The organism is Novosphingobium sp. EMRT-2 (genome assembly GCF_005145025.1).
Classification (GTDB): Bacteria; Pseudomonadota; Alphaproteobacteria; order Sphingomonadales; family Sphingomonadaceae; genus Novosphingobium.
On record NZ_CP039695.1, the window covers coordinates 1202831 to 1229488 of the forward strand.

Below are 26658 nucleotides of genomic sequence, written 5' to 3' on the forward strand. Positions count from 1 at the left end.
CGTTCATGCCTGCAAGGCCTTGAGCACGCCCTCCGCGAAGCGGTCGGCCATGGCCTCTATCGTATAGCGGGCAGACACGGCGCGCGCCTGCTCGCGCATCGCCGCCAGACGCTCGGGATCGAGCAGGATCTCCGCAACGGCATCGCCGTAAGCTACCGGATTTTCCCAGTCCTGCACGATCAGCCCGCTGATTCCATCGTTCAGATAGGCGATCTCGGGGCTGTGCCAGGGAAAGGCCGTGGTCACGATGGGTAGCCCTGCGGCGGCCGCGTCCAGAATCGCCAGCCCCACCAATCCCGGCATCAGGAACAACTGCCCCAGCAGCATCAGTTCGATCTTGTCCGGGCCGAACTTCGGTCCCAGCACATGGATCCAGGGATGGGGCGCCGCCTGCGTCTTGAGCGTTTCGAAAGCGGGACCGCCGCCAATCACCAGCATTTCGAAATCCGGAACCCGCGCGCGCGTCTGGCACGCGGATTCGATCAGGAAATCCAATCGCTTGTCTTCGTAAAGACCGCCCACGAACACGCCCACGTGCGTGCCCGTCAACCCCAGTTCCGCGCGCCGGTGGGCCAGCCGTTCGGGCGTGACCGCCGCGATCTGCTGGCGCACGGTTCCGGTATCCACGGCATTGTTGAACACGGTGATCCGGCTGGCGGGAAAGCCCAGCGATTCGATATGCTTGCGCGTCTCGTCGGTATAACCGAACCACCAGTTCACCCTGGTTGCCCAGAACCGCTTCCACCGCTCGGCGCGGCTGCTGCGATCGCGCGCCTGAAAGTTCCGGCCGTGGCCAAAATAGGCCACGCGCTTCAGACCAATCATCGAGGCGATGTTAAGAAAATAATTCAGGGCCAGCTTGTTTTCCTGCTGGACGATAACGAGGTCCGCTTTCAGCGCCTCGCGCAGGCCGTGCTGATACGCCAGCCCCCCAATCGTGGTGGTCGGCACCTTGATGCCCCAGGCAATGTCCACGGTATCGCGCTTTTGCCGGTTCTCCTCCGGCGGATCGCTATATACGACACGGTAATCGACATCGTGAAGCGCCAGCCGCTCCCTCAGCCGTTCGTGGAACGGATAGCGATAGTGGTGCGAAACAGGGAAAATATACCGGACCTGCCTCACGCCGCCCCCGCTCCCATCGCCGCTTCGTGTTCGATCACCTGTTCGGGCGTGAACCGCATGCCGATCCGTGACGCCGGATTGCCGGACATGATCGCGTAGGGCGGCACATCCTCGCTTACCACGGCCCCGGCAGCGATGATCGCTCCCCGGCCGATGGTGATGCCGCTCAGGACGATCGCTCCGAAGCCGATCCAGACGTCCGCGCCGATGGTCACGCTGTTGCGCGGATCATCCGCCAGACGCGGCGTGTCGCCGACCCACGCCGCGCGACTGATCAGCTTTCCCACATCGCGCATATCGTGATCGCGCCGTCCCACGATGCCGACATTGTTGGCGATCAGACAGCCGTTCCCGATCTCCCCGTTTACCTGGATTGAACAGAACTTGCCGATATAGACATCATCGCCGATCGCCAGCTTCCGCGAAGCGCTGACATAAGACAGCATGCCGATATGGAACCGCTGCCCCACCACGACGCTGCCCGATACGAACAGCCTGCGCTTCAGGGATTTCCAGGCTCTGCCGATCACGGCCGCCCCTCTTTGAGCGAGCAGTCAGGTTCACATGATTCCGATAGCGCCGGAGCAAAAACCGGCACAGGCACGGGGCAGCGCATGATTCAGCCGTTCCGTCCCTGGCGCAGTTGCATGAGCACGAACTTCGGTGCCAGGATCAGGTAACGGCGCCACAGGCGACGCGGTTCGCTCAACAGGCGATGCAACCATTCGAAACCGGTCTTGCGCATCCAGCGAGGCGCGCGTTTCACGTCTCCCGAATGGAAATCGAACGCCGCGCCCACGCCGATCAACGTGGCCCCGGGCAGACGGTCGACGTGATCGCGCATCCAGAATTCCTGCTTGGGCGTGCTGATGCCCACCCACACCACGCCGGCGCCCGATTGCTTGATCCGTTCCACGACAGCGGCATCTTCCTCCGCCGTCATCGCGCGGAAGGGCGGCGTCTCCAGACCGGCGACCTTGAATCCCGGATACTTGGCCACGAGATTCTGCGCCATGCGTTCGGCAACGCCCGGCTTTCCGCCGAAGAAATAATGGGAAACGCCCGCCTTTGCCGACACTTCGCACAACGCATCGACCAGATCCGCGCCACAAACGCGGCCCACATCCCGATGGCCACGCCAACGGGCAAGCCAGACCAGCGGCATCCCGTCCGGGGTGATCATCCCCGCCTTGTAGTGCAGCGCCATGATATCCGGGTCCTCGACGGCACGGACCACGCCATGCACGTCGCGCACACAGATGAAATGCGACTTCCGATCGCGTACCCAGCCGAGAATCGTGTTCACGGCCAGATCCATGTTCACGAGGCTGACCGGCACTCCCAGCACCTTTGTGGCTGGCAGCCCCGAAGGACTCGCCATCGTCAGCGCATCGCCCTGATTCACACGCGCCTGCATGATCGCCTCGCTACGCAAGCGAGCCGGCGGGTTCGGCGTGGTCGAGATACCACCGATACGCCTCCTCGATGCCTTGTTTCAGAGGTATTTTCGGTTCCCAGCCTAGGGCGCGGATGCGTCCGGAGTCCATCAGCTTTCGCGGCGTGCCGTCGGGCTTGGTCGGGTCCGTGGCGATATCGCCAGCGAAGCCGACCACCGCGGCGACGGTCCGGGCCAGATCGAGGATCGTCACGTCCTCCCCGCTGCCGATGTTGACGTGCTCGTCACCGGAATAGTGCTTCATCAGGAAGACGCAGCCATCGGCCAGGTCGTCGACGTGCAGGAACTCGCGCCGGGGCGATCCCGTTCCCCATATCTCGACCGCGGCGGCCCCGTTCGCCCTGGCCTCGTGCGCCTTGCGGATCAGCGCCGGAAGGACATGGCTGGTCCTGAGGTCGAAGTTGTCGCCCGGTCCGTAAAGGTTGGTCGGCATGGCCGAGATGAAATCGCGCCCGTGCTGCCGGCGATAAGCCTGCGCCAGCTTGATCCCCGCGATCTTGGCGATCGCATACCATTCGTTGGTCGGCTCCAGCGGACCGGTCAGCAGCGCGCTTTCCACGATCGGCTGCGGCGCGAACTTCGGATAGATGCACGACGATCCCAGGAACAGCAGCTTGGCCACGTCGACGCGATGGGCCGCCTCGATGACATTCGCCTCGATCATCAGGTTGTCATAGAGAAAATCGGCCGGATAGCTGTCGTTGGCCAGAATGCCGCCCACTTTCGCCGCGGCCAGGAACACGGCGTCCGGTCGCTCCCGCTCGAACCAGCCGCGCACCGCCACCTGATCGCGCAGGTCCATCACGTCGCGCCCGGCCACCACCACGTTGCACCCTTCGGCCTGCAGGCGGCGGACGATGGCCGAGCCCACCATCCCGCGATGTCCGGCGACGAACACCTTCCGGCCTGCAAGATCGAAGGCGCCGTGTTCCATCGGGTCAGGCATCCTTGGCAATCGGCGCGTCGCGCATCACCTGCAGGTCGTCCCGCACCATCTCGGCGCACAGGTCGCGGACCGAAGTCTCGTGGACCCAGCCCAGCTTCTCGCGCGCCTTGGTCGGATCGCCGATCAGCAGTTCGACTTCGGTGGGGCGGAAATAGCGCGGGTCCACTTCCACCAGGCACTTGCCGGTTTCCACGCAATAGCCGCGTTCGTCCACGCCTTCGCCTTCCCAGCGCAGCGTGATGCCCGCATCCGCGAACGCCCATTCGACAAAGGTGCGGACCGGCGTCGTCTCGCCCGTGGCGAGCACGTAGTCGTCGGGCTGTTCCTGCTGCAGCATCAGCCACATGCCGCGCACGTATTCGCGCGCGTGGCCCCAATCGCGGCGGGCATCGAGATTGCCCAGCCACAGCTTCTCCTGGCGCCCCAGCCGGATCGCCGCCGCCGCCCGCGTGATCTTGCGCGTCACGAAGGTCTCGCCGCGCAGCGGGCTCTCGTGGTTGAACAGGATGCCGTTCGAGGCGTGCATGCCATAGGCCTCGCGGTAATTGACCACGATCCAGTAGGCATAGAGCTTGGCCGCGGCATAGGGCGAGCGGGGATAGAACGGCGTCGTCTCCCGCTGCGGCACTTCCTGCACCAGGCCGTACAGCTCCGATGTCGATGCCTGATAGAAACGGGTGGTCTTTTCCATGCCCAGGATGCGAATCGCCTCCAGCAGGCGCAGCGTGCCGATACCATCGGCATTGGCCGTGTACTCGGGCGTTTCGAAACTCACCATGACATGGCTTTGCGCGGCCAGGTTGTAGATTTCGGTCGGCTGCGTTTCCTGGATGATCCGGATCAGGTTGGTGGAATCGGTCAGGTCGCCGTAGTGCAGGTGAAAACGCGAACCTTCCGCATGCGGGTCCTGGTAGATGCCCTCAATACGCCCCGTGTTGAACGAAGAAGAGCGGCGCTTGACGCCATGAACCACATACCCCTTGGAAAGCAGAAGCTCAGCGAGATAGGCCCCGTCCTGCCCCGTCACACCGGTTATTAATGCAACCTTTTCAGCCATTTTCACCGCTTACCAGACTAGCCAAAGAACAGCCAAAGCCTTCGCAGATGCACAATCCATTTGCAACCAGTTTCTCCTTCTGTCGCACGCTGGGACAATCCACCACGATTTCACACCATGTCACCGTAAAGAATTGGTATTTCGCTCAGTTCCGCGTCATTCTGAAAGAAGCACCGCGACCGGTTGCACGCTATGGAACGATAGCGACCGCCTGGAACGGAAGGGCTGAAGCGCGCACCATCGCGCGCTTTTTCCCGCGCAGCAATCAACGCTTCTCGCTTTAGCGAACAGGCGATGGAAAAGGTGGCCAGGGACGTACCCCCCCCGGCCACCCGGACCAGCTAAGCCGCGTAGGGCCTCGGCATCACGCCGGGCACCAGACTCATCTGATCGACGTAACACGCCTTGGTCCCGTCCGGCGTTGTGCCGCTGTCGATGAACAGGCGCAGGCTCAGGCCGGTGATGTCGTCGGGCAGCACGAACGGTTTCAGCACGATCCAGCCAAAGCCGTTGGTCTGCACGATGTTGGCGTCGGCGATCACCGCGTTCACGGTGCCCCCCAGCGATGCCGCCGTGGCCCGCAGGCACAGGCGGGCCAAGTTGGTGCTGGAGCCGCCCGTGTCGCGCCACACCCGCGCGCAAGCGGTCACCGGCTTGCCCAGCAGGTACTGGCGGAACTTCGTGGCATCCACCACCTGGTCGATCCACGTCTGCGCCGCGCCGCTGGCCACGCCTTTCAGCGAGAACGGCTTGCGCGGATTGGCGTAGGTCGTCGTGTCCTTGCTGAAGGCGATCGTCCCGCTCGACGTGAAGCTGTCCGGCGCGGCCGCCGTGTTGGTCCACGTCTGGAAATCGCCATTGACGATCATCTGCTGGTCCGCCGGCAGCAGCAGCGAGGGCGAGCGCGCGATGCCGGCACCCGGCGAACTGGCGTCCCACCACGCATTCAGCATCGCCACGTAGAGCGCGCAGCCGGTATCGGTGCTCTCGTGGATGCCATCGCCGTTGTAGAGGCCATTCGGCTTCCCGGCGGCGAGGTAGGCCTGATAGACCGTATCGTCCACCGCGATGCCCCACGCGGCCGCATTGCGGAGCAGCGCCGGACGCCAGCTCGTCTCCCCATTGGTATTGGCCTGGAGCGGATGCTGCGTGGTCCACAGGATCGGCGTCATGGGATGGACGGTGCGGAACTGCTCGATCGCGGCCAGCATCTCGCCTTCGATATTGGTGAAGCTGGCCAGGTTGATGCCATGCCCGATGAACAGGGCGTCCGCCGGCACCGCCGCGATCGCGCGCAGGAAATAGGCGTGCAGGAAATAGCGCGGGATCGAGCCGGAAACGCTGGCCTGATAGATGTCGAGCCACAGCCCGTTGCCGGGATCGCGCAGGGTTTCGGCCAGCACGTATTTCTGGGTACTCAGGCTGTCATAGACATAGATGCGCACGCCATGCGTCGCCGGCAGGCGGCCGGACGCGATCAGGCTGTCCGCCCATTGCGCGGGATAGCGGCGCGGCGTACCGTCGGCGGGCACGCTGTTGCGCGTGGTGCTGTCGCCCCACACCAGGATCGTTGCGTTCTGCCCGGCCGCCAGCTTGCGCTTGACCGATGCCAGCCAGTTTGCAGCGAAACCGATGCCGGCGGCGGCGGCCCAGTCCCGTTTCGGCTTCGCGGCGGTCGCCACGCCCAGCGCCTTCAGCGCGAGCGCGGCGCTCATTGCGACACCCGATAGGTAACGGTGCCGGAAGCCAGGGCGATGTCGAGATACAACGTGGCTGCCGCTTCGGTTTCCACCCAGACCAGTTCATTGAGATTGCCGGACCAGATCAGCGGCGCACTGGCCAAAGTCGCTGGCAGCTTGGTCGTTCCCCCATCGACGGAGCGCAGCAGGCTGACCGTGCCGCTCCAGGCGCCCGACAGCGTAAGGACAATTTCCCGTCCCGGCTGGGGCGTGAATGCCGGGGTCGTCACCGATGCGTTCGCGGTTCCGGTCAAGGGAGCCGATGACGCCGCGTTATAGCGCGGACCGCCATCCACAGCCAGCACCACCTCCGCGTGCGTTCCATCGCCCATGTCGCGGAAGCGCTTGGCCGTGCCGGCCAGAATGCTCGTAATCACATCCACCATGTCAGTCCTCCATTGCGGGAAAACGCGCGAGGCGATGGCCCTTCTTCGTCCGCCCTGCGCGGCGTCGGTAAGCGCCACGCCGGTCGGAACGGCCACAACCCCATGTTCTCCTTATGTTCCAATGCATGTCGCAAAGGTTGTAGGACAGGAAAATTTTCCGGAACCTTGGCCAGTCCACCGCTGGCCGGGCGAAAATCAGGGATTGGGTACGATCATCCGCTTGCCGGCCGCCGCACCGCCGGTCTTGTCGCCCCCTGCGGCAGAGGCGGGCGCCCCGGCTGCCGCAGCGGAAGCGGAGGCGGAATCGGGTGTGGTCGCCTCCATCGAGAGCAACCAGCGCGCCGTGGGGCGAGTCGGCGTCGCGGGGGCCGAGTTGATGGATTCGCTGTTCGCCAGCAACGGCCGCCGCGCGGCGCTCACGACGCCGCCCTCATCCACCTGCGTCAGCGTTTCATCCAACGCCAGCGCCTGATCCTGTCCGGTAAAGACCGGCTCATTGCCGGCATAGGCCAGATTGAACGCGCCAGGCGAACCGAACGTGCCGGGCAACCGATAGAAGATATGCCGCCCGACGACGGATACTTTAAGCAACTTGGTGATCCACACCGGCACGACGTAATCCGCATGATAGTTCGTCGACCAGCCGACCGGAGTATAGACCGAGCCGGCCAGCGCCGCTGCGGCGATCTTGCGCGCGCGATCCCACAGCGCAGTGACCGGCTTGCGCACGAGCGAGCCGTCACACGTGAAGGAAAACTGGCACCCCGTCCGCCGCTCGTGCCCTTCATAGACGACACCGCAGACGGTCTTGGGATACAGCGGGTGCCGCACCCGGTTCAGAATGACCTGGGCCACCGCCCGCTGCCCATCCACAGGCTCCAGCGCCGCTTCATAATAGATCGCGGTCGTCAGGCATTCCACCGCTCGTTCCCAGTCGCTTGCCTGGCCGCTCACCAGCGAAAAGGTTCTGGCTGCGGGACTTTTCTCGGTCGTCAGCGGAATCGCCGCATTGCGGGCCACGGCATCCGTCGGCGAAATCTTTTCCAGCTTGTCCGGATCGACGGAAAGATCTTCCACACGGAAAGGGAGCGGCGCGTTTGGCAGCGCGACGCGTACCACGCTCGAACGCGCGTCACCTTTCCACCAGCCCGCCGGCGCCACGCGCCACAGCGTCAGTCCGCCCGCGACAACCAGCGCCAACACCGTCAGCCAGACAACTGCGCGCGGAACTGGGCGCGCCAGCGGACGGATCGGCCGGGGCGGGGGCACAACGCTTGCCGCAGGGTTGATGATCGCCTGATCGTTCACAGCGGCGGATTACCAGAACGGACCGGACCGCGCGATGCAATTTATCACGGTGTACCGCAATGCACCATCTTTCTGCCGCAACGCCGCCTCTTTCCGGACTGCGGTATTGTCGTCGCGCACGCCCCGTGCCACGGTACGGATGCTTACGTCTTGGCGATGCTGCGATTGTTCTCCGCCCACAACATATCGCTCGAACGTGACGCGGTGCAAAAAGGACGATATGCAGTAGCCATGGTCCACACGCCACCACCTGCCTCCGACGGAAACGGCTTTCGCCTGTTTTTCGACAGCGAACTGACCCGTCCCACGCCCTATGATGGAGACGGGGACTACATCGGCATGGCCCGTCCGCGGCTGGATCGCACGTTTCGGCTGATCGAGCGGTACATGCCGGGCGCACATGTCGCTGATATCGGCGCGTCTCCCTTCTACCTGCTGGATCGCGCGCTGGCCGCGGGGGCAAGGCAGGCTTCAGGCGTCTATTTCGCGCACGATGCCCACCCGCTGAAAGGGTGCGACCGCATCTATTCCCGCCACGGATCGATCGCCCTGCACCACAGCAACATCGAGGACGAGGATCTGCCCTTCGCCGACGATGATGTCGATGTGCTTACCGCATGCGAAATCCTGGAACATTGCGAATACTTCCCGCTGCGCTTCGCCAATGAGGTCCGGCGGGTGCTGAAACCGGGTGGATTGCTGTGCATCACCGTGCCCAACGTTGCATCGGTGGCGAACATCGGCAAACTGCTGCTCGGGCAGAACATCTACATGAAATACCGCGCCGATCCGACGGGTCGGCACAAGCACGAATACACCATGCGGCAATTGCGTGCCTTCGTCGATTTCCTGGGCATGGACATGGCCGGCGCGGGCGTACTGCCCTTCGTGACCTCGCATCGCGCACTGCCCCGGCTCGCCTATCGCGCGGTGGCGGCCACGCCGGTGCTGCGGCGCTATTCGCCGAAAATCTACGTCCTTGCGCGCCAGCCGCTCGACAAGGACCGAACACACCTGACAACACCGCCCCGCGCCCTCTTCGACGCGGTGGAATCAATCGAAGCATGACCCTTGCAATACAAATTCCACCCCACCTGTTTTCTGATAGCGCCTGCTTTCTGTTAGCTTGAAACCTTGCCCCTCCCTCAGATCGAGGACCGATTTGGTGAGCGCGTTCAATTCCGGGGAACTCAGCGACGCCATGCGCTCACTGCGCGGCTCGCTTGTCGTGGTCGCGCTGCTGAGCGGCGCTTTGAACGTGCTGCTGCTGGGCGGCTCGATCTACATGATGCTGATCTACGATTCGGTCCTGCCAAGCCGCAGCATACCCACGCTGGTCGGATTGCTGTTCATGGTGCTGGCGGTCTATGCGTTCCAGGGTCTGTTCGATGCCTTCCGGTCCCGCCTGCTGAACGACATCGCGATTTCCTTTGATCAGCGGATGACCGCGCGGGTTCAGGACGCCGCCTTCACTGCGCGCCTGCGCGGCCTGGGGGCAAGCGGCCTGCCATCGGGCGCGGTCCGCGATCTCGATACGATCCGCTCGTTCCTTTCCGGCAGCGGTCCCAGCGCTTTCATCGACGCGCCCTGGATCGTGTTCTTCCTGCTGGTGCTGGCCATTCTTCACATCTGGCTTGCCGTCACGGCCTTGATCGGCGCGTGCATCATGGGAGGACTTACCTACCTGACCTATCGCGCCAGCGCGGAACCCACTCAGCGCAGCGCGCAGACCATCGTCGCCCGTCAGGCCGCGAGCGAGGAGCGCTTCCGCCATGCGGAAACGATTCACGCGCTCGGCATGGAGCAGCGGCTGCGCCAACGCTGGGAGGCGGCCAACCGCGTGTTTCTCGCCGCGCAGGACCGGGTAACGAGGGCCACGAACCTTTATGGCGGCATCAGCCGGATTTTCCGCATCACGCTCCAGTCGCTCATCCTTACCGTCGGCGCGCTGCTGGTGATCGACGACAAGGCAAGCGGCGGCGTGATCTTCGCCAGTTCGATCCTCTCGGCCCGCGCGCTGGCGCCAGTCGACCAGGTCATCGCGCAATGGCGCGGTTTTGCCGCCGCCCGCGACAGCTGGAACAGGCTTTCCAGCCTGCTGGCGTCGCTCCCACCCACGCCGGTGGCAGAAACCGTGCTGCCCCGCCCCGCCGCCACGCTTTCGGTCGAAAACTGCGTCGTCGCGCCCCCGGGAACCCAGCAAATCACCGCGCAGGGCGCTTCGTTCACGCTGGAAGCGGGCGATGTGCTGGGCATCGTTGGCCCCAGCGGATCGGGCAAAAGCTCGATGGCCAAGGCACTGGTCGATGCCTGGCGACCGGTGCGCGGCGCGATCCGGCTCGATGGCGCCACCTTCGACCAGTATGACCCGCAGAGACTGGGCGAATACATAGGCTATCTGCCGCAGACAGTGGAATTGCTCAACGGGACCGTCGGCGAGAACATCGCCCGCTTCGATCCCGATCACGATTCGAACGCGATCGTGGAGGCGGCGATGATAGCGGGCGTACACGATCTCATCGTGTCGCTGCCCAAGGGATATGCAACGCCGGTCGGCGCGGACGGAGAGCAGCTTTCCGGCGGCCAGCGCCAGCGCATCGCGCTCGCCCGCGCACTTTATCGGAATCCCTTTCTCGTCGTGCTCGACGAACCGAACTCCAACCTCGATGCCGAAGGCGAAGCGGCTCTCGACGCCGCCATCCGCGCAATCCAGGACCGTCGCGGAATCGTGGTCGTGGTTGCCCATCGCGGCATGGCGATCAACCGCGTCAACAAGGTGCTCTACATGGTGGGCGGGCACGCCAGGATGTTTGGCCCGCGTGACGCCGTGCTGGCAAAAATCGCCCCGCTCATTCCCGCTCCGCCGGGCGGGATCGCAGGGGAGCCGGTGGCATGAACGAGCAATTGGCGCTTTCCGTGGATGTGCCCCCTCCCTCGCCTTCCGACCCGCTGGGCGTGGAAGAACGCCTTGTCCGCACGCGGCGCCTGGCCTTCATGGGGTTGGGCGCATTCCTGCTGGTGCTGGTGCTGGCGGCGAGTGTCATTCAGGTCGGCGGTGCCGTGGTCGGACAGGGCCAGTTGGGTGTCGAAAGCCGCGTCAAGCAGATCGCCCATCCCGCAGGAGGGGTCATCAAAGCCATCTTCGTTCACGATGGGCAAAAGGTGGCGAAGGGCCAGATGCTGATCCAGCTGGAAGACAATGTGACCGGCCTCAACGCCAGCCTTTCCGTTCAGACGGTGGATCAGTTGCTGGCGCAGCGGGCACGGCTGATGGCGGAGCGCGAAAATGCGCCCGCGATCGCCTTCCCGCCGGAGCTGACTCGCAACGCAAGTTCATCCGCCGCGGCAGCCATGGCATCGGAGCAACGCCTGTTCAACCTTCGGCGCAGCGAACGCGCCAGCCTGCGCGGCCAGCTTGCCCAGCGTGTCGTGCAGCTTGAACAACAGATCGACAGCTACCGCGCCCAGATCGGCGCGCTGCAGCAGCAGAAAGTCCTGATCGAACCCGAGCGGGAGGGCGTCCGGGATCTTTGGAAGAAGGGACTGGTCACCATCAACCGGCTCAACCAGTTGGAACGGGCCGCCGTGGACATGGACGGATCGATCGCCTCGCTGCAAGCCAATATCGCCCAGACGCGCGCGCGCATCACCGAAACCCGCCAGCAGATCATCTCGATCGACCAGAACGCGCGATCCGAAGCCGGCACCGAACTGGCCCAGGTAATGACCACGCTCAACGAGCAGCAGGTCAAGAGCGCTTCCGCTTCGGACCAGTTCAGCCGGACGGAAATCCGGGCGCCCTATTCAGGCACGGTCGACAAGCTGGCTTTCGCCACCGTGGGTGGCGTGATCCAGCCGGCGCAGAAAATCATGGAAATCGTGCCCGAGAACGAGCGTCTGCTGGTGGAAGCGGCGATGAACCCCGCCGACATCAACCGCCTTCGCTATGGGCAGAAGGCACGGGTCCGGCTTTCCGCGTTCAGCGCGCCGACGACGCCGGAAATCCCCGGCACCGTGGTTTTCGTTTCGCCGGAACGGACTTCCGATCCCAACACCGGCGCCAGCTTCTATCGCGTACACGTCCTGATGGATCAGGCGGTGATCGCGCACGAGCGGCTGGATCTGAAGCCGGGGATGCCAGCCGAGGTGTTCGTCAGCGCCGGCGAACGCTCGCTGCTGTCCTATGTCCTCAAGCCTCTACGCGATCAGTTCGCTCGCGCTTTCAGGGACTAGGCCGTGAATGAAGGCGCAGCAGCCCGCGCGGCGCGGTGGGCTACTTGCGCGGAAAGCATCTGTCCTTCGCGCAGTCTCCGGGCGCGCCGGTTCCACGACCATCGGCGCAAATGGCTGGTCGCGACCAGCACCGATGGCCACAGCATCGTCAGCAGCACGTCCCGCAGGGTATCGCCACCCCGCCACGATCCGTAGAACAGCCGATCGCAGACTTCGTTGAACGCCTCGAAGAAGAACACGCACAGCAAGGCGGGAACCGATCCCCGACGCGTTCCCCAGACAAGCTGGAACAGCACGTAGATCGCAAGCCCGGCGTGAACATGCATCAGGGCATGGCTCTGCCCCATGGCGGCCACAAGCGCCTCTTTCAGCTCATGGTACTGTGAAAAGAAGTCCATATCGCCAGCCTAGCGCGAAATACCTTCGGTTTGGTTAGCGCCGGAACCGCCGCCGTTCCGGGTTATGCGGTATGCTGTTGATCGGCTTCGGGACATAAGTCATCGTTGCAATGCAGCATCAGGGGCGGTAGATGGCCAACCTGCAGATTTCGGCAAGTACAGTCCGAATGAAACATCTTAACGGCCTTGTAACGCGGGGACATTTTCAAACATGCGCATAACGATGATCGGCTCTGGCTATGTGGGTCTGGTTTCCGGCGCCTGTTTCGCCGACTTCGGCCACGACGTCGTTTGCGTCGACAAGGACATCGCCAAGATCGAGGCGCTGCGCAACGGCGAGATTCCGATCTTCGAGCCCGGCCTTGACCAGCTTGTCGCCAGCAATGTCCGCGCCGGGCGGCTGTCCTTCACCACCGACCTTGTCGATGCGACGCGCGATTCCGACGCCGTGTTCATCGCCGTCGGCACCCCGTCGCGCCGTGGCGATGGCCATGCGGACTTGTCCTACGTCTATGCCGCCGCAGAGGAAGTGGCCCACGCCCTGAACGGCTTTACCGTTGTGGTCGACAAGTCGACCGTGCCGGTGGGCACCGGAGACGAGGTCGAACGGATCATCCGTGAAGCCAATCCCAATGCGGACTTCGCCGTGGTCTCCAATCCGGAATTCCTGCGCGAAGGTGCGGCGATCAGCGATTTCAAGCGCCCGGACCGCGTGGTGATCGGCGGCGATGATGCGCGCGCGCTGGAAGTGATGCGGGAAATCTACCGGCCGCTGGCCATCGGCCGATCGCCGGTGATCGAGATGAGCCGGCGCGGCGCAGAGCTGACCAAATACGCGGGCAATGCATTTCTCGCCACCAAGATCACCTTCATCAACGAAATCGCCGATTTGTGCGAAAAGGTTGGCGCGGACGTGCAGGATGTGGCGCGCGGAATTGGGCTGGATAACCGTATCGGTTCCAAGTTCCTGCACGCCGGGCCTGGATACGGCGGCAGTTGCTTCCCCAAGGACACCCTGGCCCTTCTCAAGACCGCGCAGGATTTCGAAGCACCGCAACGCATCGTTGAAGCGGTGGTGGCGGTCAACGACAATCGCAAGCGCGCAATGGGCCGCAAGGTGGTCCACGCGCTTGGCGGCGATGCCCGCGGCAAGACGGTTGCGATCCTGGGCCTGACATTCAAGCCCAATACCGATGACATGCGCGATTCCCCGGCCATCGCCATCATCCAGAGCCTGCAGGATGCGGGCGCGCATGTTTGCGCTCATGATCCCGAAGGCACCGAGCAGGCGAAGAAAGTGCTGAACAACATCAGCTATTTCGACGGACCTTACGACACGATGGAAAATGCCGATGCGCTGGTGATCGTGACCGAATGGGACGCTTTCCGAGCGCTCGACCTGGCACGCGCCAGGGAGTTGCTGAAGGCTCCTGTCCTCGTCGATCTGCGGAACATCTACGCCCGCGAGGCGGCGGAAGCGGCCGGCTTCACCTACTACGGAATCGGCCGCTGACCCCGGCGCGAGGGGAACCGCCCCTCGCGCGGGCCTTGCTCGATTCTCTTGTCGCAAATGCGAGATGACCGGCGTGGTGGTCGTTTTCCGCCTTTGCGTTGCCGTTGCCACCACTTCGGATTTTTGCCGAATGTTGCAAGCGAGACCGATTTTGCGATGCAAAATCGCGATTCCGCACAACAGCAAAAAACCCTTGGCATTTTACAAACAGGGTGCGGTATTGGGTTGTAACGGTACTATTTTGAGACAAATGTAAAACCGTCGGAGTATGACGCAGCGCATTACTGCTATAGTCTCAGCATGGCATGAAGCGCACGTCGCAGTTAAGATTGTAACCGCTGCCGGGGGTAAAAATGGAGGAAGTGCAAGCCTGGCACGTGATGCCGTCTGCCGAATCGAGCAGTCACCGATCATCCTCCAAAGCCATGTTGCGCCTGCGCATGTATCTGATGATGTTGCTGGGCGACATCATCGCCATTTCGGCGGGCTTCCTGCTCGCCAGCAACCTGCACATCTTTCACGAAGACAACGGGCAGGGTCTCGATCAGATGGCCCTTCTCGTTCCGCTTTTCGTCCCGATCGCGTTGCTGATGCGTGCTTACTCCCCGGCGATCATGCACGAACGCTGGACCAGCATCGGTCGCGCCACCAATGCATTCGCGATGTCCACCGCGGTGATCATGCTGGTCGCCTTTTTCCTCAAGGCCAGCGAGGGCTGGTCGCGCTCCACGTTCGTCGCCGGCGTACTGCTCTCGGGCCTGTTCATCGCCGTCCTGCGCTATCTGTTCGTGCGCCATTCAAGCGCGCTGGTAGGTGGCGAGCCTTATGAAGTCGTGGTTGTCTATGACGGGGTTCCCGCCCCTGCGGTTTCCTCGGCCAGTTGCACGATCCTTGTGGAATCCGGCGAAGTATTCAATCCTTCCCGGCTGAGCCCGGCCACGTATGATCGCTTCGCCGAAGTCATTCAGTACGCCGATCGCGTGGTCGTCCAGTGCCCGCCCGAACGCCGCCAGATATGGGCGCTAACGCTCAAGGGCGCCAACGTGCAGGGCGAAGTCATCGCGCCGGAAATGACCGAACTGTCACCGATCGGCGTGGCGCGGCAGGACGGCACGCCCACGCTGATCGTTTCACGTGGGCCGCTGGGCCTGAAGGATCGTATCATCAAGCGGCTGTTCGACATTGCCGTGGCAGGATCCGTGCTGTTCCTTCTGGCGCCTTTGCTGGTGATCGTCGCCCTGGTGATCTACCTGCAGGATCGGGGACCGGTGTTCTTCGTGCAGACGCGCGTCGGCCGCTCGAACCGGCTGTTCCACATCCTCAAGTTCCGGAGCATGTATGTCGGTCGCTCGGATGCCGTCGGCAGCCGCTCCGCCAGCCGGGATGACGATCGCATCACCCCGTTCGGCCGCTTCATTCGCGCCACCAGCATTGACGAGATGCCACAGCTCATCAACGTGCTGAAAGGCGATATGAGCATCGTCGGCCCGCGTCCGCATGCCTTGGGCTCAACCGCTGAAAACCTGCTGTTCTGGCACATCGACGAACGCTACTGGCACCGTCACGCGATCAAGCCGGGCCTGACCGGACTGGCCCAGGTGCGCGGCTATCGCGGCGCCACGCACCGCAAGTCAGATCTCGTAAATCGCCTTCAGTCCGATCTCGAATACCTCGATAAGTGGACAATCTGGCGCGATGTGCTGATCCTGATCCGCACGTTCGGCGTGGTGTTGCACAAGAACGCTTACTGATACTGGCGACAGGTAAGCGGAAGCCCCTGACCTGCGGCGCATAGGCTTCCGCTTTTCACCCCGGCGAAGGTATCCGCGTTATCGGAACGCAATCACGTGGCGAATTCAGAAGGCCAGCGGTATCGTCAGCGCCAGAAACACGCTGCCCCAGAAGGCGGCGCCCAGTCCCAGTCCGTCCACCATGGTAACGATAGCGCGTTCATCGACACCATCGCTGCAGAAATACGTTGCGCTTCCAGTACGACCCATCGTTTGGCTCCCACTCCAAAACATTTACTGGTTTTTCTTATTATTGTCTCAATCTGGGGCAAAGTTCGGCGATTTGCAAGAGTCCCGCGGCGGTCATGACCGGCACGCCAGCGCACGCGGCGGTGCCTCCCGTCCGGCAAGCGCGCCGCAACGCAGCATTTCATGCGCAGGAATGAGCCGAAATTCCACTTCCGGTGCGGTCGGGATGACTTGTTGTTCTATTCGCACCGCAACCTGGCGCGCCGGCAGTCAGGTGCGAAACGGCCGGGAATTACATTCCGGCGGTGATGATTTCGCGGTCTTCCCCGTCAAGCACCAGCGCCGTCAGCGTTCCGGTCCTGTATGCGCCGGTATCGATACCGATTCGATTGTCCGCCCAATCAACCGACGCGGTGATGCTGTGCCCGTGCACGACCACCACGCCATGATCGGTGGCATCATCCAGAAATCCCTCGCGAATCCACAGCAGGTCGTTGCGGCCTTGCCGCGCCAGCGGCACGCCGGGGCGAATACCCGCATGACAGAAGAAGTAATCGCCCGACCGCGCTGACAGCGGCAGACGCCCCATCCATTCCATCAAATGCGCGGGAATGCGCTCGCGCATGGCGGCAATGGTATCTGCCGGGTCGGCATCCGCCTCTGGCACGGCAAGGCCATAGCTGCGGAGCGTCTCATCCCCGCCGGAACGTATCCAGGGCCGCAAGACACGACCGTCGCCGCCATAGACGGCCATCATCATGTCTTCGTGGTTGCCCTGAAGCACGACCACGTTTCCGGTCGTCTTCTGCAGATTGTACACATGCTCGACAACCGGCGCGGAATCCGGCCCCCGATCCACCAGATCGCCGACCAGTACCAGATGGCATCGCTTGCCCGATGCACCACGCTGATGCGCGCTGACCCGGTCCAGCAGCTCGGTCAGCAAATCGAGACGGCCGTGGACGTCACCGATCGCATAGACGCGGTCACCCTTGGCCGTTGCCGGAAGCCTGGGGCGGCGGCGAAAGAGAAATCCCATGCTGTCTGCCTCTCTTTCTGCCCGCGGAATTGCCTGTTCGCTGTCCACCACACCGCCAGGGCTGTCAAGCACGGTGCGGAGGCCGGACAACCGCCTACGACCAGTGACGAGACTCTCCCGCCGTGCCGGCAACTTCTTGGCGCATCACCCTTTCTATGCCATGAATCCGAGCAGGCCGGTCCGTTCCGGAAGGGGGAATTGTGATCGAGACATCGTCGAGCCGCTGGCAGGATGATCTGGTTTGTCCACGCTGCCGCACCAGCTTGCGCCATACGCCCGATGGCGGCTTGCAATGCGGCAACTGCGCGCTCGCAAGCGTGCCATTCCCGGTGGTGGGCGGCAAGCCGGTGCTGGTCGATTTCTCCAACAGTATTCTTGATCGGGACGCGGTACTCGCCAGCGCCGCCGCCAGTCCGATCCGGCGGGGCGGATGGCGCGCCCTGCTGACCCGTGCGGTGAACGGTACTAATCGCATCGCGCCCCGCATCGCGCAGGCAATGCTGGCAAGGCTGGCGATGCCGGGCACGCATCGCGCCCGCGTACTGGTGGTGGGCGGCGGCGCGATTGGCGCGGGGGCGGAGGCACTCTACGCAGCGGCAGACATCGATCTGATCGGCTTTGACATCTATGCCTCGCAAACAACCGATTTTGTGGCCGATGCTCACGCAATTCCGTTCGCCGATGGCAGCATCGACGCCGTATGGATACAGGCCGTGCTTGAACACGTCGCCGATCCCGGGCGGGTCGTGGCGGAGATCGTCCGCGTTCTGCGGCCCGGCGGGCTGGTCTTCGCCGATACGCCGTTCCTCTGGCCGGTGCACGAGCAAGCCTATGATTTTACGCGCTGGTCGCCCAGCGGCCATCGCTGGCTGTTCCGCGATTTTGCAGTGATTGCGGCCGGGACGTCCTCCGGACCCGGCACCGCCAGCCTTCTCGCCCTGCGCTATCTCGCGGCTGCGCTCACACGCAGCAACAAGTTGGGGCAATTGCTGACGCTTCCGCTCGTCTGGCTCCGCCTGCTCGACCGGTGGTGCGCGCCGCGCCGCAGCCTGGACGCGGCGGCGGGACTGTTCTTCTTCGGTTGCAAGACCGACCGGCCACTCGATCTCAAGGGGCTGGTACGGTTCTACGACGAGCAACTGCCGCTGGAAGCCGCCGCCCGCAGCGGCAACATCGCACAGACCAAGGTGGAAGGTACGGCTTCAACGCCGCCAGGATAGATCAGGGTGTGGCCGGCGCGGGAACCGTCGATGCAGGCGGTGGCGACGAAGGAGAGGCCGGCGACGGACGCGGCGGGGGCAATGATGCCGGTGCGGCGGGTGGCGGCACCAGCTTCAAGCCTGGCAATCCGTCCACCTTGGCATTCTCATCAAGCCCCACGACGCACTTGTAACCTTCCTTCAGCGCGATGGCGACGCCCGAAGCGGCAAGCCCCGCGCGACTGTCCGGATGCGCTGCCACGTAATCGACGAACTTGCGCCGCAACTCGCTCTGCGAAATCGTGCCAGGCACGCAAAACTCGCGCTCGCCCAACCAGATTTCATAGGCGCGCATCGTATCGTAGACCGCCGTGACATAGGCGAAGCAATAGGTGATGCCGGTCGGCGCGCTGTCATTGCAGCGATCCGCGAGTTCGCCCGCCGTGAGGAAACCCAGGCGTCCCGTACCGGCGGCCGCAAGCAGGGTTAGCGAAGCGATCAAGGACACCGGGTGCTCCATTCATGCCGGATGCGGGAAATCCAGACGCCTGGCCGCCGTGGCCATCCCATCGCCCCTGGCGCGGCTACCGTCAAGCTGCTCTGATGAGCGAATCCGTCGTAATGATGCCCCGCTGCGTCCCTTCCAGATAGACCGCGGAAAGGATGCCCGTGCGATAGGCGCCGGTATCGATGCCGATCCGGTTGTGCCGTACCTCGGGTTCGGTATGAACGCTGTGACCGTGCACGATCACCGCACCGTGATCGCCGAGATCGGACAGAAATTCTCCCCTGATCCAGAGGAGGTCGGTGGCAGTCTGGCGGTTGAGCGCCACGCCGGGCCGCACGCCCGCATGGCAGAAAAAGTAATCGCCTGACCGCGCGCGCAACGGCAAGGCGCGCAGCCAGTCGATCCAGGGACGCGGAAAGGAACGATTGAGCATCGCGGTATAGCCCGCGATGTCCACATCCTCATCCGGATCAGGCGGCGTTATGCCAAAGCTCTGCAGAGTCTGCTTCCCCCCCACGCGCATCCACGCCTTCAGCATGCCCGGCTCGCCATCGAGCGCCCGCAGCATCAGTTGTTCGTGGTTGCCCTGCAGCACCAGGACCTGATCGGTCTCGCGCGTCAGATCATACAGAAAGCCCAGCACCTTGGCCGAATCCGGCCCGCGATCGATCAGGTCGCCCAGCAGCAGCATGTGCTGCGACCGCGCGGCGGGCAGCCCCGCATCGTGTTCGTCCAGCCGCGCCAGCAGGGCAACCAGCAGTTCATAGCAGCCATGCACGTCGCCGATCGCGTAGATGCGTTCCCCACGATCCGTCGCCGGGCGGGCGCGCTGCCCTGCCGTCACGCTTGCCATCGTCTGATCTTCCGCTTCGCCAAGCCTATCTCCAGATACCAGTTTCCAGTGGTGACGCTGGTTTAGCGCCATCAACCCAAACCGCATATTAACCGCCGGGTTTCATGCGCTGTCAACCGACGGCGCGCCCGCTCCGCCAGCCTGCGCGGAAGCGCGGTTCCGCCAACCGGCTAGGGTCCTGACCCTAGATAAGAACGAAATCGTGCGCGGCCAGCGTGGCGGTGTTCTCGAAGTGTGCGAACAGCACGGCAGCCTGCGCCCCACTACCGTCCGCGTCATAGTAGAGATCGCCGCTGGCCTTGTCGTACAGCAGATGCTGATCCGGCGTCATCGCCTGCTTGCCGATCACGAAAGCGCCTTCGGCCAGCGCACCGCCATGGCCCAATGCCGAAAAGATCCCGCTGTCCAGCACCAGCTTGTCGGTTCCGCTCTTGAACGAACGGATGGTGTCCACGTCGCCATGGCCGATTGCCGTATCGAAGTAGATCGTGTCCACTCCACTACCGCAGCGGATGGTATCCGATCCGCTACCGCCGTGAAACTCCGTGGCGTAAGTCGCGCCGGTGAGAACATCGTTCCCGGCGGTTCCGGTTAGCTTGGCGGACAATGCGTTCCATTTGGCATCGAGATCAATCGTCTTGACGATATTGCCGGGGTCTATCCGATCGACATGGATACCGGTCAGCACACCGTTCGCGGAATAGGCATAGGTGGTCACCGCCGAATTGGCGACTTTCACCATGTCCCACGACAGGAGCTTGAAGGCACCGTCGTAATGCTGGGTAATCGTTGATCCGTCCGATTGAACGATGGTCTTGTCCGCGCCGACAAGGTTGAAGGCGGCGTCGAAGTGCTGGGTGACCCCCAGTCCGGCCATCACCTTGTCCGCCCCGGTCAGAACGAAATTGGCATCAAAGTGCTGGGTAACCACGCCATCCGACTGGACGATGGTCTTTTCCGCGCGGACGAGCGCATCCGCGGCGTTATAGAACTGCGTCACCGTGCTGCCGTCAGCCTGAATCACGCTGTGCTTCGTCAAGAGCTTCGCCCCGGACGCGTCGTACTCCGACGTCCAGATGGAGCCGACGGTGGAATAGTCCGAGACCGTGCTGCCCAGCGTCTTTCCGGCGCCGTCCTGATGCACAGTGGTAATCGCGCTATCCGCCTTGGTCGACGTGTCTACCGCAACGGCCTTGCCGGCCGCATCGAAGGTGGTGACCACCACATGACCATCCGCTTGATGCACGGTCTTCTTGGTCAGCACGTTGCCATAGGCATCGCGTTCTGTCGTCGTGCCATCCACGGTGGTGGTGGCCCATGCGGCCTCAAGCGCCTTGTTGGGCGCGCCGATCGTGGAAACCGTGGTGCCTTCGCCCGTCACCACCTTGGTCGTCTGCGATCCATCCGCGTTCTGCGTCGTCAGCGACAGATCGAGATTCTTGACGACCAGCCGGCCCGTGCCCGAGACGACTTCGGCCCCCAGTTCGACCGATCCGACATATTCATCCGCCGAAACGATGTGCAGCGCCTGCAATGCCTTCAGGACCGCGGCCACATCGACCGTGGCGGTGGGCAGATCCTTGTCGAACACAACCGCGGTATAGGTGTCCTTGTGATAGATCGTGGCGGTTTGGCCGTCGGGCGATACATACGTGCCGATGGCGGCGCCATAAGCCTCGAATGCTCCCTTGTGCACCCAGATCATCACTTCGTTGGTGATCGTGCTGGCGTTGCCACCGGGCTTGCTCGTCAACCAGATGTCGTAGGCGACGTTGAAGCCGGCGAGGTTGCCCGTATAGGCGAGATCCTGTTTGGCCGTGAACGCGGTGATGTCTCCCACACGCGCGGGAAAGACGTGCTCGGTATCCGTCGGATTCACGCCGGCCGGGTTCAGCGGACTAATGCCGAAGATGAGTTCCGGGAACGCCAGGATCGTGGGCGTCAGGCTGGTGGAAAGCGGTGCCGACCAGGAAAAGGTTGCCCCATCGGTCACATTGCCGGGCGAGAACTGGGTCGTGACCATCACGTCCTTGCCCCAGGCCAGGCCGCTGATGTTCCAGGTGTTGTTCAGCGCATACCAGCCGTTGAAATTCCAGCCGGCGCCGGGCCGGTCGATCACGATGGCACCGTCGGCCGCCGAAACTGGCGCAAGCGGCAGATCGAAATCGGCCGCCGTCAGGCTCGACAGCGCCACACCACGCAAGACAAGGGTTTCAGAGGATGACAACGTGACCTTGACATCCCCGCCGACCTGCTTCGAGCGGGCCAGCAGGTCATCGAACGACGTGATCGCATAGCCATCGAGATCGACCACATCCCATCCCGGCTGGAAGTTGACGATCGCGTCGGAACCATTCCCGGCGGCAACGCGGAACACGTCCGCACCCTTTCCGCCGACCAACACGTCGTTCCCGCCCAGGCCGTTGAGCGTGGCGCCCGTGTTGCCCGCGACGATCAGGTTGTCGAGATTGTTGCCCGTTCCCCAGTTCGATCCCGCCGAAACGAGGTACAGGTTTTCGACATTGCCGGGCAGCGCCATGCCACCCCAGAAGCGGACGTAGATCGAATCCACCCCGCCGCCGGCATTTTCGCGTACCGTCGAAGCCGCGTCCCACAGGTTGTAGACGTCATCTCCGGCACCGCCGACGAGCGTATCGCCCGCTATGCTGTGGAAGATATCGTTACCTGCGGTGCCGTTGCGAACCCCGCCTGCCGATCCCGTAATCGTCCAGTTAGTAGTCTTGCCGGATTCCGGCATGACTTTTCCGATGGCATTGTAATACATCGCTTGCGCCCCGACCAAGTTGGGTCGACTTATGGGGCAAGCGAATTGCGCTTAAGTTAGACGCAAAGGTAAACTGCGCATTATATATTTGCCGATGATAGTGCGGCCAGGCCCTCAAAGCAGGCTTCACCGGCAAGCCCACGCCGCGGACTTTCAGCCTTGGGCGCGTCCCGCTCCCGTCACCCGGAAGTGAGGCGATCGACCGGATGCCCAAGCGAGCAGCGGCCGCTCCACAAGGCGATGCACGATGATCCCGGCAACGATCGCGCCCCCGACGAACACGAAGTACAGCCCGGCAAGTGGCACATGCGCCGCCAATGGGCGGGCGAGCCGAAACAGAATCAGCAACACGGGGTTGTGCACGAGATAGATCGAGAACGACGCGTCGCCCAGGGCTTCGGCAGCGCGCGACAGAATCGTATCTTCATGGGGAGCGACCAGCGCCAGCCACACGAGCGGCGCCGCCAGCGCAGTCCACGCCGCGGCCCGCCAAAGCCCGGAGGGGATGGCGGTCGCTTCCACCACGACATCGGCCGCGATCACGGCGAAGGCCGCGACCAGCAGGCCCGCCCACGCCCGCGCACGCAGGATCGGCGCCGAGCGCAGATAGAGGATGCCCAACAGGAAGCCGGCAGCGAACTGGAAGTTCGCACCAACTTCGCTGCCCATGAGCAGGACTTTCAGGAACTCTGCGGCAAGCGGTCTGTCCGCCAGCGCGGACAACAACCCGGCCTGGGACAGCGCGGCATAAACCAGCGGCGCCGCAAACCAGGCATAAAGCAGCCAGATCCGGCGCCTTGTTCCCAGCAAAGCCACCGCGAACAGGGCATAGAAGATCAGTTCGTGGCGCAGGGACCACAGCACATTGGGCTTCAGTTCCCCGACGGGCGACAGAACCAGTGCCCTCAGCATTGGCCCCCATTCGACCTGATGTGTTCCGGCATAGCTCAGGAGATTGTAGCCAAGGGTGCACAGCCACATGAACGGCACGATCCGCACGAAACGCCGCCAGGCGAACGTGCCCGTGGACACACGGGCGTCACCCTGCCCGTTCAGCGAAACAAAAACGATAATGAAGCCGCTGATGACGAAGAAGATCGAGACGCCGAAGGCCCCGGTGTCGAGGATGGGGAACGGACTGAGGCCGAAAAATTCGCCATGTCCCATCATGGTGTTCGCGTGCGACACCACGACCATCGACGCCGCAAGCCCCCGCAACAACTGGATGCCAACGAGGCGATGCCCCGAACCAGCCTGACCGCTCACCCGACCGCCTTTCCGATGTCGTCCGGCCTTGCCGGCCTCGTCCCCGTCGTCGGCACTTTCACTCTCCTGAATCTGCCGGACGGTGTCGGGATCGTTGCCGCGCAGCAACGCCAGTGCAACATATTTCCCTGGGAGTCCGTCCTGAAACAAGACATCCCGCGATGCAACACATGGATAGTCATTGTGATCAACGTCATACTGTTCTATACTGCGAATGCGTAATATGTGACCCTGACATGAGGAAGACCGGACCGGGCATGATGAAAGTTGTTGCTTTCCTTCGCATCCTGATCAGCGCAGTTCTGCTTTGCACGGTGACCGCCTGCGCGGGCGCGCCAGCACAGGTCGTTTCCTCTGGCGATCGCTATGTCGCGAACGCGAACACGGATACCATCGAGGATTACAAGCTTGGCGCGGGCGACAAGATTCGGGTCACGGTCTTCAACGAACCAACGCTTTCCGGGGAATTCGCGGTCGGATCATCCGGCAACCTTTCCCTGCCGCTGATCGGTGACGTGCAAGGCACGGGCCGGACGCCGCAGGAAGTGGCCCTTGCCGTGCAAACGAAGCTGGCCGATGGCTATCTGCGCGATCCGAAGGTCAGCGTCGAGGTTATCAATTTCCGGCCCTTCTTCATTCTCGGGGAAGTCAAGGCGCCTGGCCAGTATCCCTATTCCGCAGGCCTGACGGTTCCCAACGCCGTCGCCACCGCGCAGGGCTTCACCCCGCGCGCAGCGCGCGGCATCGTCTATATCAGGCGGGCAGGCACCACCGAGGAAGTGGCGTTTCAAGTCAGTCCTGATCTTCGAGTTTTGCCGGGCGATACCATTCGCATCGGCGAGCGTTATTTCTAACCGTTTTCTTCTGAATCGTTTTCTGCAGCACTCTTGAGTTGATAAAGTCGCACTGAGGGTCCCAGGCTGCATGACTTCTACAGGGGGTTGTAAAATGCTGGGAAAAAATCGAGGAACCCGCCTGCTGGCGGCGGGATTGGCAACGGTATCGCTTCTGGCCATCGTGCCGGATTTCGCCATGGGCCAGAACGGAAGTGGCGCGCCGCAAAGCACCGAGACCTGCGCGCTGAGCGGCCCCGTGCTGTCCGAGTTCGCCAAGCTTCCGGCCAACGCGACGCTGGAGGACTACGAAGGCGCCACCCTGTTCGCGGTGAGCCAGGTATCCTGTTCCAACGAGGCGGCCATTGCCGCCCTTGAAAGCCTTGCCGGCACGCCGTCGCTTTCCGCGGTGCAGCGGCAAGCCATCCTCAACGTCGCGGAAGCGCTCAAGCGCCGCACCCTGCGGCGAGGCACCGGGGCGATCAATGGCGGTGGCGATGGCTTTGGCAACAGCGCATTCGGCTCGCCCGTGGTCGGCGTTGGCGGCGGTTCTTCGAACTACACGTCGTAAGGCCACGCGCCCGCGCCGCGAAGGCCGCGCATTGAAGGATTAACTCTGCTGCCTGCGACCGGATCGTCCGCCTGGGTGGAGGTTTCGCGAACTGGGGAAACTATAAAGTGAAACGGTTCAACATCATCGGTTCGTTCACGCTGGCGCTCGTCGCCACGGCCGTGGCGACCTCGGCTCACGCCCAATCGGCGAGCGGTTCCGTCCTGATCGATACCGCGATACCGCCGGATTTCGACAAGGGCCGCAACGTTAGCGTACAGGAAAAGGCTCGCCCGGATTACGATCCGCTGGGCATCAACGTTGGCTCCTTGAACGTTTTCCCCTCGCTGAGCACCTATGCCGGACTCACCGACAACGTCCTGCTTTCCGGCAGCAACCGCGATACCGATGGCTTCGCCGGCATCAGCCCTGCGCTGCGCGTCGAATCCGACTGGAACCGCCACCAGCTGCGCGCGCGCGCGCGTGGCGATTTCCAGCGCTTTTTCAGCACGCCGCGCCGCAACCAGAACAACTGGGATCTTGGCGTGCTCAGCCGGCTGGATGTACGTTCAGACATCGCCGTCACCCCGGAATTCCAGATCGGCCGCATCTATGAAACGCCATTCTCGGGCGGCATTCAGAGCGATTTTACGGTCCTTTCAAGCTACTTGCGCACCTATGCCGCCTTGCGGGGCAGCTATCAGGCCGGCCAGGCGCGCACGACGCTGGCCTTCGACTGGACCAATCTCGATTTCAGCACGATCAACGTGGGCAACGGCACGATCCGCAGCCAGCGGGACCGCAATCGCGAGGCATGGCGCGTCACCGGGCAGGTCGAGTACGCGCTTACCCCAAGCGCCACTGTCTTCGGCCAGTTGGGTTACGAACGCGTCGATTATGACAATCTGCTGCTCAGTGGCGATCCCAACCGGTCATCGGATGCGGTCCGCTTCCTCGCGGGGATGAATCTCGATCTGGCGGGCCTGCTGCGCGGTTCGATCGGCGTGGGCTACACGCACCGCAAATATGATACCCCCTCGCTCTATCCCACGCTCGATGGCTTCGCGGCGCAGGTCCGGCTGGAATACTTCCCGTCCGAACTCACCACGCTTTCGCTGTCCGCAAGCCGCACGATCGAGGATTCGAACATTCTGGGCACGACCGGCTATTTCGACAACCGGATACGAGCACAGATCGATCATGAGATGCTGCGCAATCTTATCTTAAGCGGTTCGGTGGACTATTCGCACCAGAACTATGTCGGAACGAACCTGAAGAATGATGTCGTCGGAGTTCGCGGGCAGGCTCGCTATCTGGCGAATCGCAGGCTGAATCTGAATTCGACGATTTCCTACACCAGCCGCAACCGCAACGGGGCGGGGTTGGGTTCCGATTTCGACGAGTTCCGCGTCCTGTTCGGCGCAACGCTGCAATACTGATCTTGGTGCACCGCGGAAATCAATGTTATAGTGCACCGCACAATCG

The 26658-nt window shown here is 63.1% G+C and carries 24 protein-coding genes; 9 read left to right on the forward strand and 15 right to left on the reverse strand.

The window, feature by feature from the left end; all coding sequences use genetic code 11:
* Nucleotides 1–3: 3 nt before the first annotated feature.
* The 8 genes from FA702_RS05800 to FA702_RS05835 all read right to left on the reverse strand — a co-directional run bounded on the left by FA702_RS05800 (nt 4) and on the right by FA702_RS05835 (nt 7870).
* Nucleotides 4–1125 carry a glycosyltransferase family 4 protein gene (locus FA702_RS05800; RefSeq protein WP_124808032.1) on the reverse strand — a complete coding sequence of 374 codons (1122 nt, stop codon included), beginning with the start codon at nt 1123–1125 and terminating at the stop codon, nt 4–6.
* Entirely contained in the window at nt 1122–1655 is a 534-nt protein-coding gene (locus tag FA702_RS05805; RefSeq protein ID WP_210417592.1) for a DapH/DapD/GlmU-related protein, read from the reverse strand. Before FA702_RS05805 ends, FA702_RS05800 begins: the two co-directional genes overlap by 4 nt.
* A gap of 89 nt (nt 1656–1744) precedes the next feature.
* A complete protein-coding gene (locus FA702_RS05810) occupies nt 1745–2542 on the reverse strand; it encodes a WecB/TagA/CpsF family glycosyltransferase (protein ID WP_136955374.1) in 798 nt (265 codons plus the stop codon).
* Between the two features lie 10 nt (nt 2543–2552).
* On the reverse strand, nt 2553–3515 hold the full coding sequence (locus FA702_RS05815; RefSeq protein ID WP_210417593.1) for a GDP-L-fucose synthase: 963 nt from the start codon (nt 3513–3515) through the stop codon (nt 2553–2555).
* A 4-nt stretch (nt 3516–3519) separates the two neighbouring features.
* Nucleotides 3520–4584: a GDP-mannose 4,6-dehydratase gene (gmd, locus tag FA702_RS05820; protein ID WP_124808035.1), complete on the reverse strand. Its 1065-nt coding sequence runs from the start codon at nt 4582–4584 to the stop codon at nt 3520–3522.
* Nucleotides 4585–4925: 341 nt separating this feature from the next.
* On the reverse strand, nt 4926–6299 hold the full coding sequence (locus tag FA702_RS05825) for a hypothetical protein (RefSeq protein ID WP_124808037.1): 1374 nt from the start codon (nt 6297–6299) through the stop codon (nt 4926–4928).
* A complete protein-coding gene (locus FA702_RS05830; RefSeq protein ID WP_124808038.1) occupies nt 6296–6805 on the reverse strand; it encodes a hypothetical protein in 510 nt (169 codons plus the stop codon). Before FA702_RS05830 ends, FA702_RS05825 begins: the two co-directional genes overlap by 4 nt.
* A gap of 99 nt (nt 6806–6904) precedes the next feature.
* Nucleotides 6905–7870: a cell wall hydrolase gene (locus tag FA702_RS05835; RefSeq protein WP_168196000.1), complete on the reverse strand. Its 966-nt coding sequence runs from the start codon at nt 7868–7870 to the stop codon at nt 6905–6907.
* Between the two features lie 378 nt (nt 7871–8248).
* On the opposite strand from FA702_RS05835, the gene FA702_RS05840 reads away from it, so the two are divergent.
* From FA702_RS05840 to FA702_RS05850, 3 genes are all read left to right on the forward strand, one after another.
* Nucleotides 8249–9085: a class I SAM-dependent methyltransferase gene (locus tag FA702_RS05840; RefSeq protein WP_168196001.1), complete on the forward strand. Its 837-nt coding sequence runs from the start codon at nt 8249–8251 to the stop codon at nt 9083–9085.
* A 97-nt stretch (nt 9086–9182) separates the two neighbouring features.
* Entirely contained in the window at nt 9183–10913 is a 1731-nt protein-coding gene (locus FA702_RS05845) for a type I secretion system permease/ATPase (RefSeq protein WP_210417594.1), read from the forward strand.
* A complete protein-coding gene (locus tag FA702_RS05850) occupies nt 10910–12250 on the forward strand; it encodes an HlyD family type I secretion periplasmic adaptor subunit (protein WP_136955376.1) in 1341 nt (446 codons plus the stop codon). Before FA702_RS05845 ends, FA702_RS05850 begins: the two co-directional genes overlap by 4 nt.
* On the opposite strand, the gene FA702_RS05855 is transcribed toward FA702_RS05850, so the two are convergent.
* On the reverse strand, nt 12247–12648 hold the full coding sequence (locus FA702_RS05855) for a hypothetical protein (protein WP_124808042.1): 402 nt from the start codon (nt 12646–12648) through the stop codon (nt 12247–12249). The genes FA702_RS05850 and FA702_RS05855 overlap by 4 nt on opposite strands.
* 211 nt (nt 12649–12859) lie before the next feature.
* Here FA702_RS05855 and FA702_RS05860 point away from each other — a divergent pair, with 211 nt between their 5' ends.
* A complete protein-coding gene (locus FA702_RS05860; RefSeq protein ID WP_124808043.1) occupies nt 12860–14161 on the forward strand; it encodes a UDP-glucose/GDP-mannose dehydrogenase family protein in 1302 nt (433 codons plus the stop codon).
* Nucleotides 14162–14514: 353 nt separating this feature from the next.
* Nucleotides 14515–15912 carry a sugar transferase gene (locus tag FA702_RS05865; RefSeq protein WP_136955377.1) on the forward strand — a complete coding sequence of 466 codons (1398 nt, stop codon included), beginning with the start codon at nt 14515–14517 and terminating at the stop codon, nt 15910–15912.
* 105 nt (nt 15913–16017) lie between these two features.
* Here FA702_RS05865 and FA702_RS22725 read toward each other — a convergent pair whose 3' ends face one another.
* Together FA702_RS22725 and FA702_RS05870 are read right to left on the reverse strand one after the other, a co-directional pair.
* Complete coding sequence (locus tag FA702_RS22725; protein ID WP_168196002.1) at nt 16018–16161, reverse strand: hypothetical protein; 144 nt, start codon at nt 16159–16161, stop codon at nt 16018–16020.
* Nucleotides 16162–16432: 271 nt separating this feature from the next.
* Nucleotides 16433–17227 (reverse strand): metallophosphoesterase family protein, encoded by a 795-nt coding sequence (locus FA702_RS05870; RefSeq protein ID WP_223806607.1) that lies wholly within the window; start codon nt 17225–17227, stop codon nt 16433–16435.
* Between the two features lie 152 nt (nt 17228–17379).
* Between FA702_RS05870 and FA702_RS05875 the strand changes: the two genes are divergently transcribed.
* On the forward strand, nt 17380–18399 hold the full coding sequence (locus FA702_RS05875) for a class I SAM-dependent methyltransferase (protein ID WP_124809202.1): 1020 nt from the start codon (nt 17380–17382) through the stop codon (nt 18397–18399).
* Nucleotide 18400: 1 nt separating this feature from the next.
* Here the strand turns inward: FA702_RS05875 and FA702_RS05880 are convergent, their stop codons facing one another.
* From FA702_RS05880 to FA702_RS05895, 4 genes are all read right to left on the reverse strand, one after another.
* The gene (locus FA702_RS05880) at nt 18401–18886 is read right to left on the reverse strand and encodes a Rap1a/Tai family immunity protein (protein WP_124809203.1); all 486 of its coding nucleotides are present in this window, start codon (nt 18884–18886) and stop codon (nt 18401–18403) included.
* 82 nt (nt 18887–18968) lie between these two features.
* Entirely contained in the window at nt 18969–19739 is a 771-nt protein-coding gene (locus FA702_RS05885; protein ID WP_124809204.1) for a metallophosphoesterase family protein, read from the reverse strand.
* A 184-nt stretch (nt 19740–19923) separates the two neighbouring features.
* Complete coding sequence (locus tag FA702_RS05890; protein WP_168196003.1) at nt 19924–22497, reverse strand: hypothetical protein; 2574 nt, start codon at nt 22495–22497, stop codon at nt 19924–19926.
* Nucleotides 22498–22677: 180 nt separating this feature from the next.
* Nucleotides 22678–23940, reverse strand: a complete 1263-nt coding sequence (locus FA702_RS05895) for an acyltransferase (RefSeq protein WP_136955379.1) — start codon at nt 23938–23940, stop codon at nt 22678–22680.
* A gap of 11 nt (nt 23941–23951) precedes the next feature.
* Here FA702_RS05895 and FA702_RS05900 point away from each other — a divergent pair, with 11 nt between their 5' ends.
* From FA702_RS05900 to FA702_RS05910, 3 genes are all read left to right on the forward strand, one after another.
* Nucleotides 23952–24644: a polysaccharide biosynthesis/export family protein gene (locus FA702_RS05900; RefSeq protein WP_223806608.1), complete on the forward strand. Its 693-nt coding sequence runs from the start codon at nt 23952–23954 to the stop codon at nt 24642–24644.
* Between the two features lie 94 nt (nt 24645–24738).
* Nucleotides 24739–25194 carry a hypothetical protein gene (locus tag FA702_RS05905; RefSeq protein ID WP_136955380.1) on the forward strand — a complete coding sequence of 152 codons (456 nt, stop codon included), beginning with the start codon at nt 24739–24741 and terminating at the stop codon, nt 25192–25194.
* 107 nt (nt 25195–25301) lie between these two features.
* A complete protein-coding gene (locus FA702_RS05910; RefSeq protein ID WP_168196004.1) occupies nt 25302–26612 on the forward strand; it encodes an outer membrane beta-barrel protein in 1311 nt (436 codons plus the stop codon).
* The last annotated feature ends 46 nt before the right edge of the window (nt 26613–26658 follow it).

Excerpts from the sequence above, each read along its gene's own strand:
- FA702_RS05860 (WP_124808043.1), top strand. The coding sequence starts at position 12,860 with ATGCGCATAACGATGATCGGCTCTGGCTATGTGGGTCTGGTTTCCGGC.
- FA702_RS05865 (WP_136955377.1), top strand. The coding sequence starts at position 14,515 with ATGGAGGAAGTGCAAGCCTGGCACGTGATGCCGTCTGCCGAATCGAGC.
- FA702_RS22725 (WP_168196002.1), bottom strand. The coding sequence starts at position 16,161 with ATGGGTCGTACTGGAAGCGCAACGTATTTCTGCAGCGATGGTGTCGAT.
- FA702_RS05840 (WP_168196001.1), top strand. The coding sequence starts at position 8,249 with ATGGTCCACACGCCACCACCTGCCTCCGACGGAAACGGCTTTCGCCTG.
- FA702_RS05850 (WP_136955376.1), top strand. The coding sequence starts at position 10,910 with ATGAACGAGCAATTGGCGCTTTCCGTGGATGTGCCCCCTCCCTCGCCT.
- FA702_RS05890 (WP_168196003.1), bottom strand. The coding sequence starts at position 22,497 with ATGCCGGAATCCGGCAAGACTACTAACTGGACGATTACGGGATCGGCA.
- FA702_RS05815 (WP_210417593.1), bottom strand. The coding sequence starts at position 3,515 with ATGGAACACGGCGCCTTCGATCTTGCAGGCCGGAAGGTGTTCGTCGCC.
- FA702_RS05905 (WP_136955380.1), top strand. The coding sequence starts at position 24,739 with ATGCTGGGAAAAAATCGAGGAACCCGCCTGCTGGCGGCGGGATTGGCA.
- gmd (WP_124808035.1), bottom strand. The coding sequence starts at position 4,584 with ATGGCTGAAAAGGTTGCATTAATAACCGGTGTGACGGGGCAGGACGGG.
- FA702_RS05885 (WP_124809204.1), bottom strand. The coding sequence starts at position 19,739 with ATGGCAAGCGTGACGGCAGGGCAGCGCGCCCGCCCGGCGACGGATCGT.
- FA702_RS05810 (WP_136955374.1), bottom strand. The coding sequence starts at position 2,542 with ATGCAGGCGCGTGTGAATCAGGGCGATGCGCTGACGATGGCGAGTCCT.
- FA702_RS05900 (WP_223806608.1), top strand. The coding sequence starts at position 23,952 with ATGCAACACATGGATAGTCATTGTGATCAACGTCATACTGTTCTATAC.
- FA702_RS05825 (WP_124808037.1), bottom strand. The coding sequence starts at position 6,299 with ATGAGCGCCGCGCTCGCGCTGAAGGCGCTGGGCGTGGCGACCGCCGCG.
- FA702_RS05855 (WP_124808042.1), bottom strand. The coding sequence starts at position 12,648 with ATGGACTTCTTTTCACAGTACCATGAGCTGAAAGAGGCGCTTGTGGCC.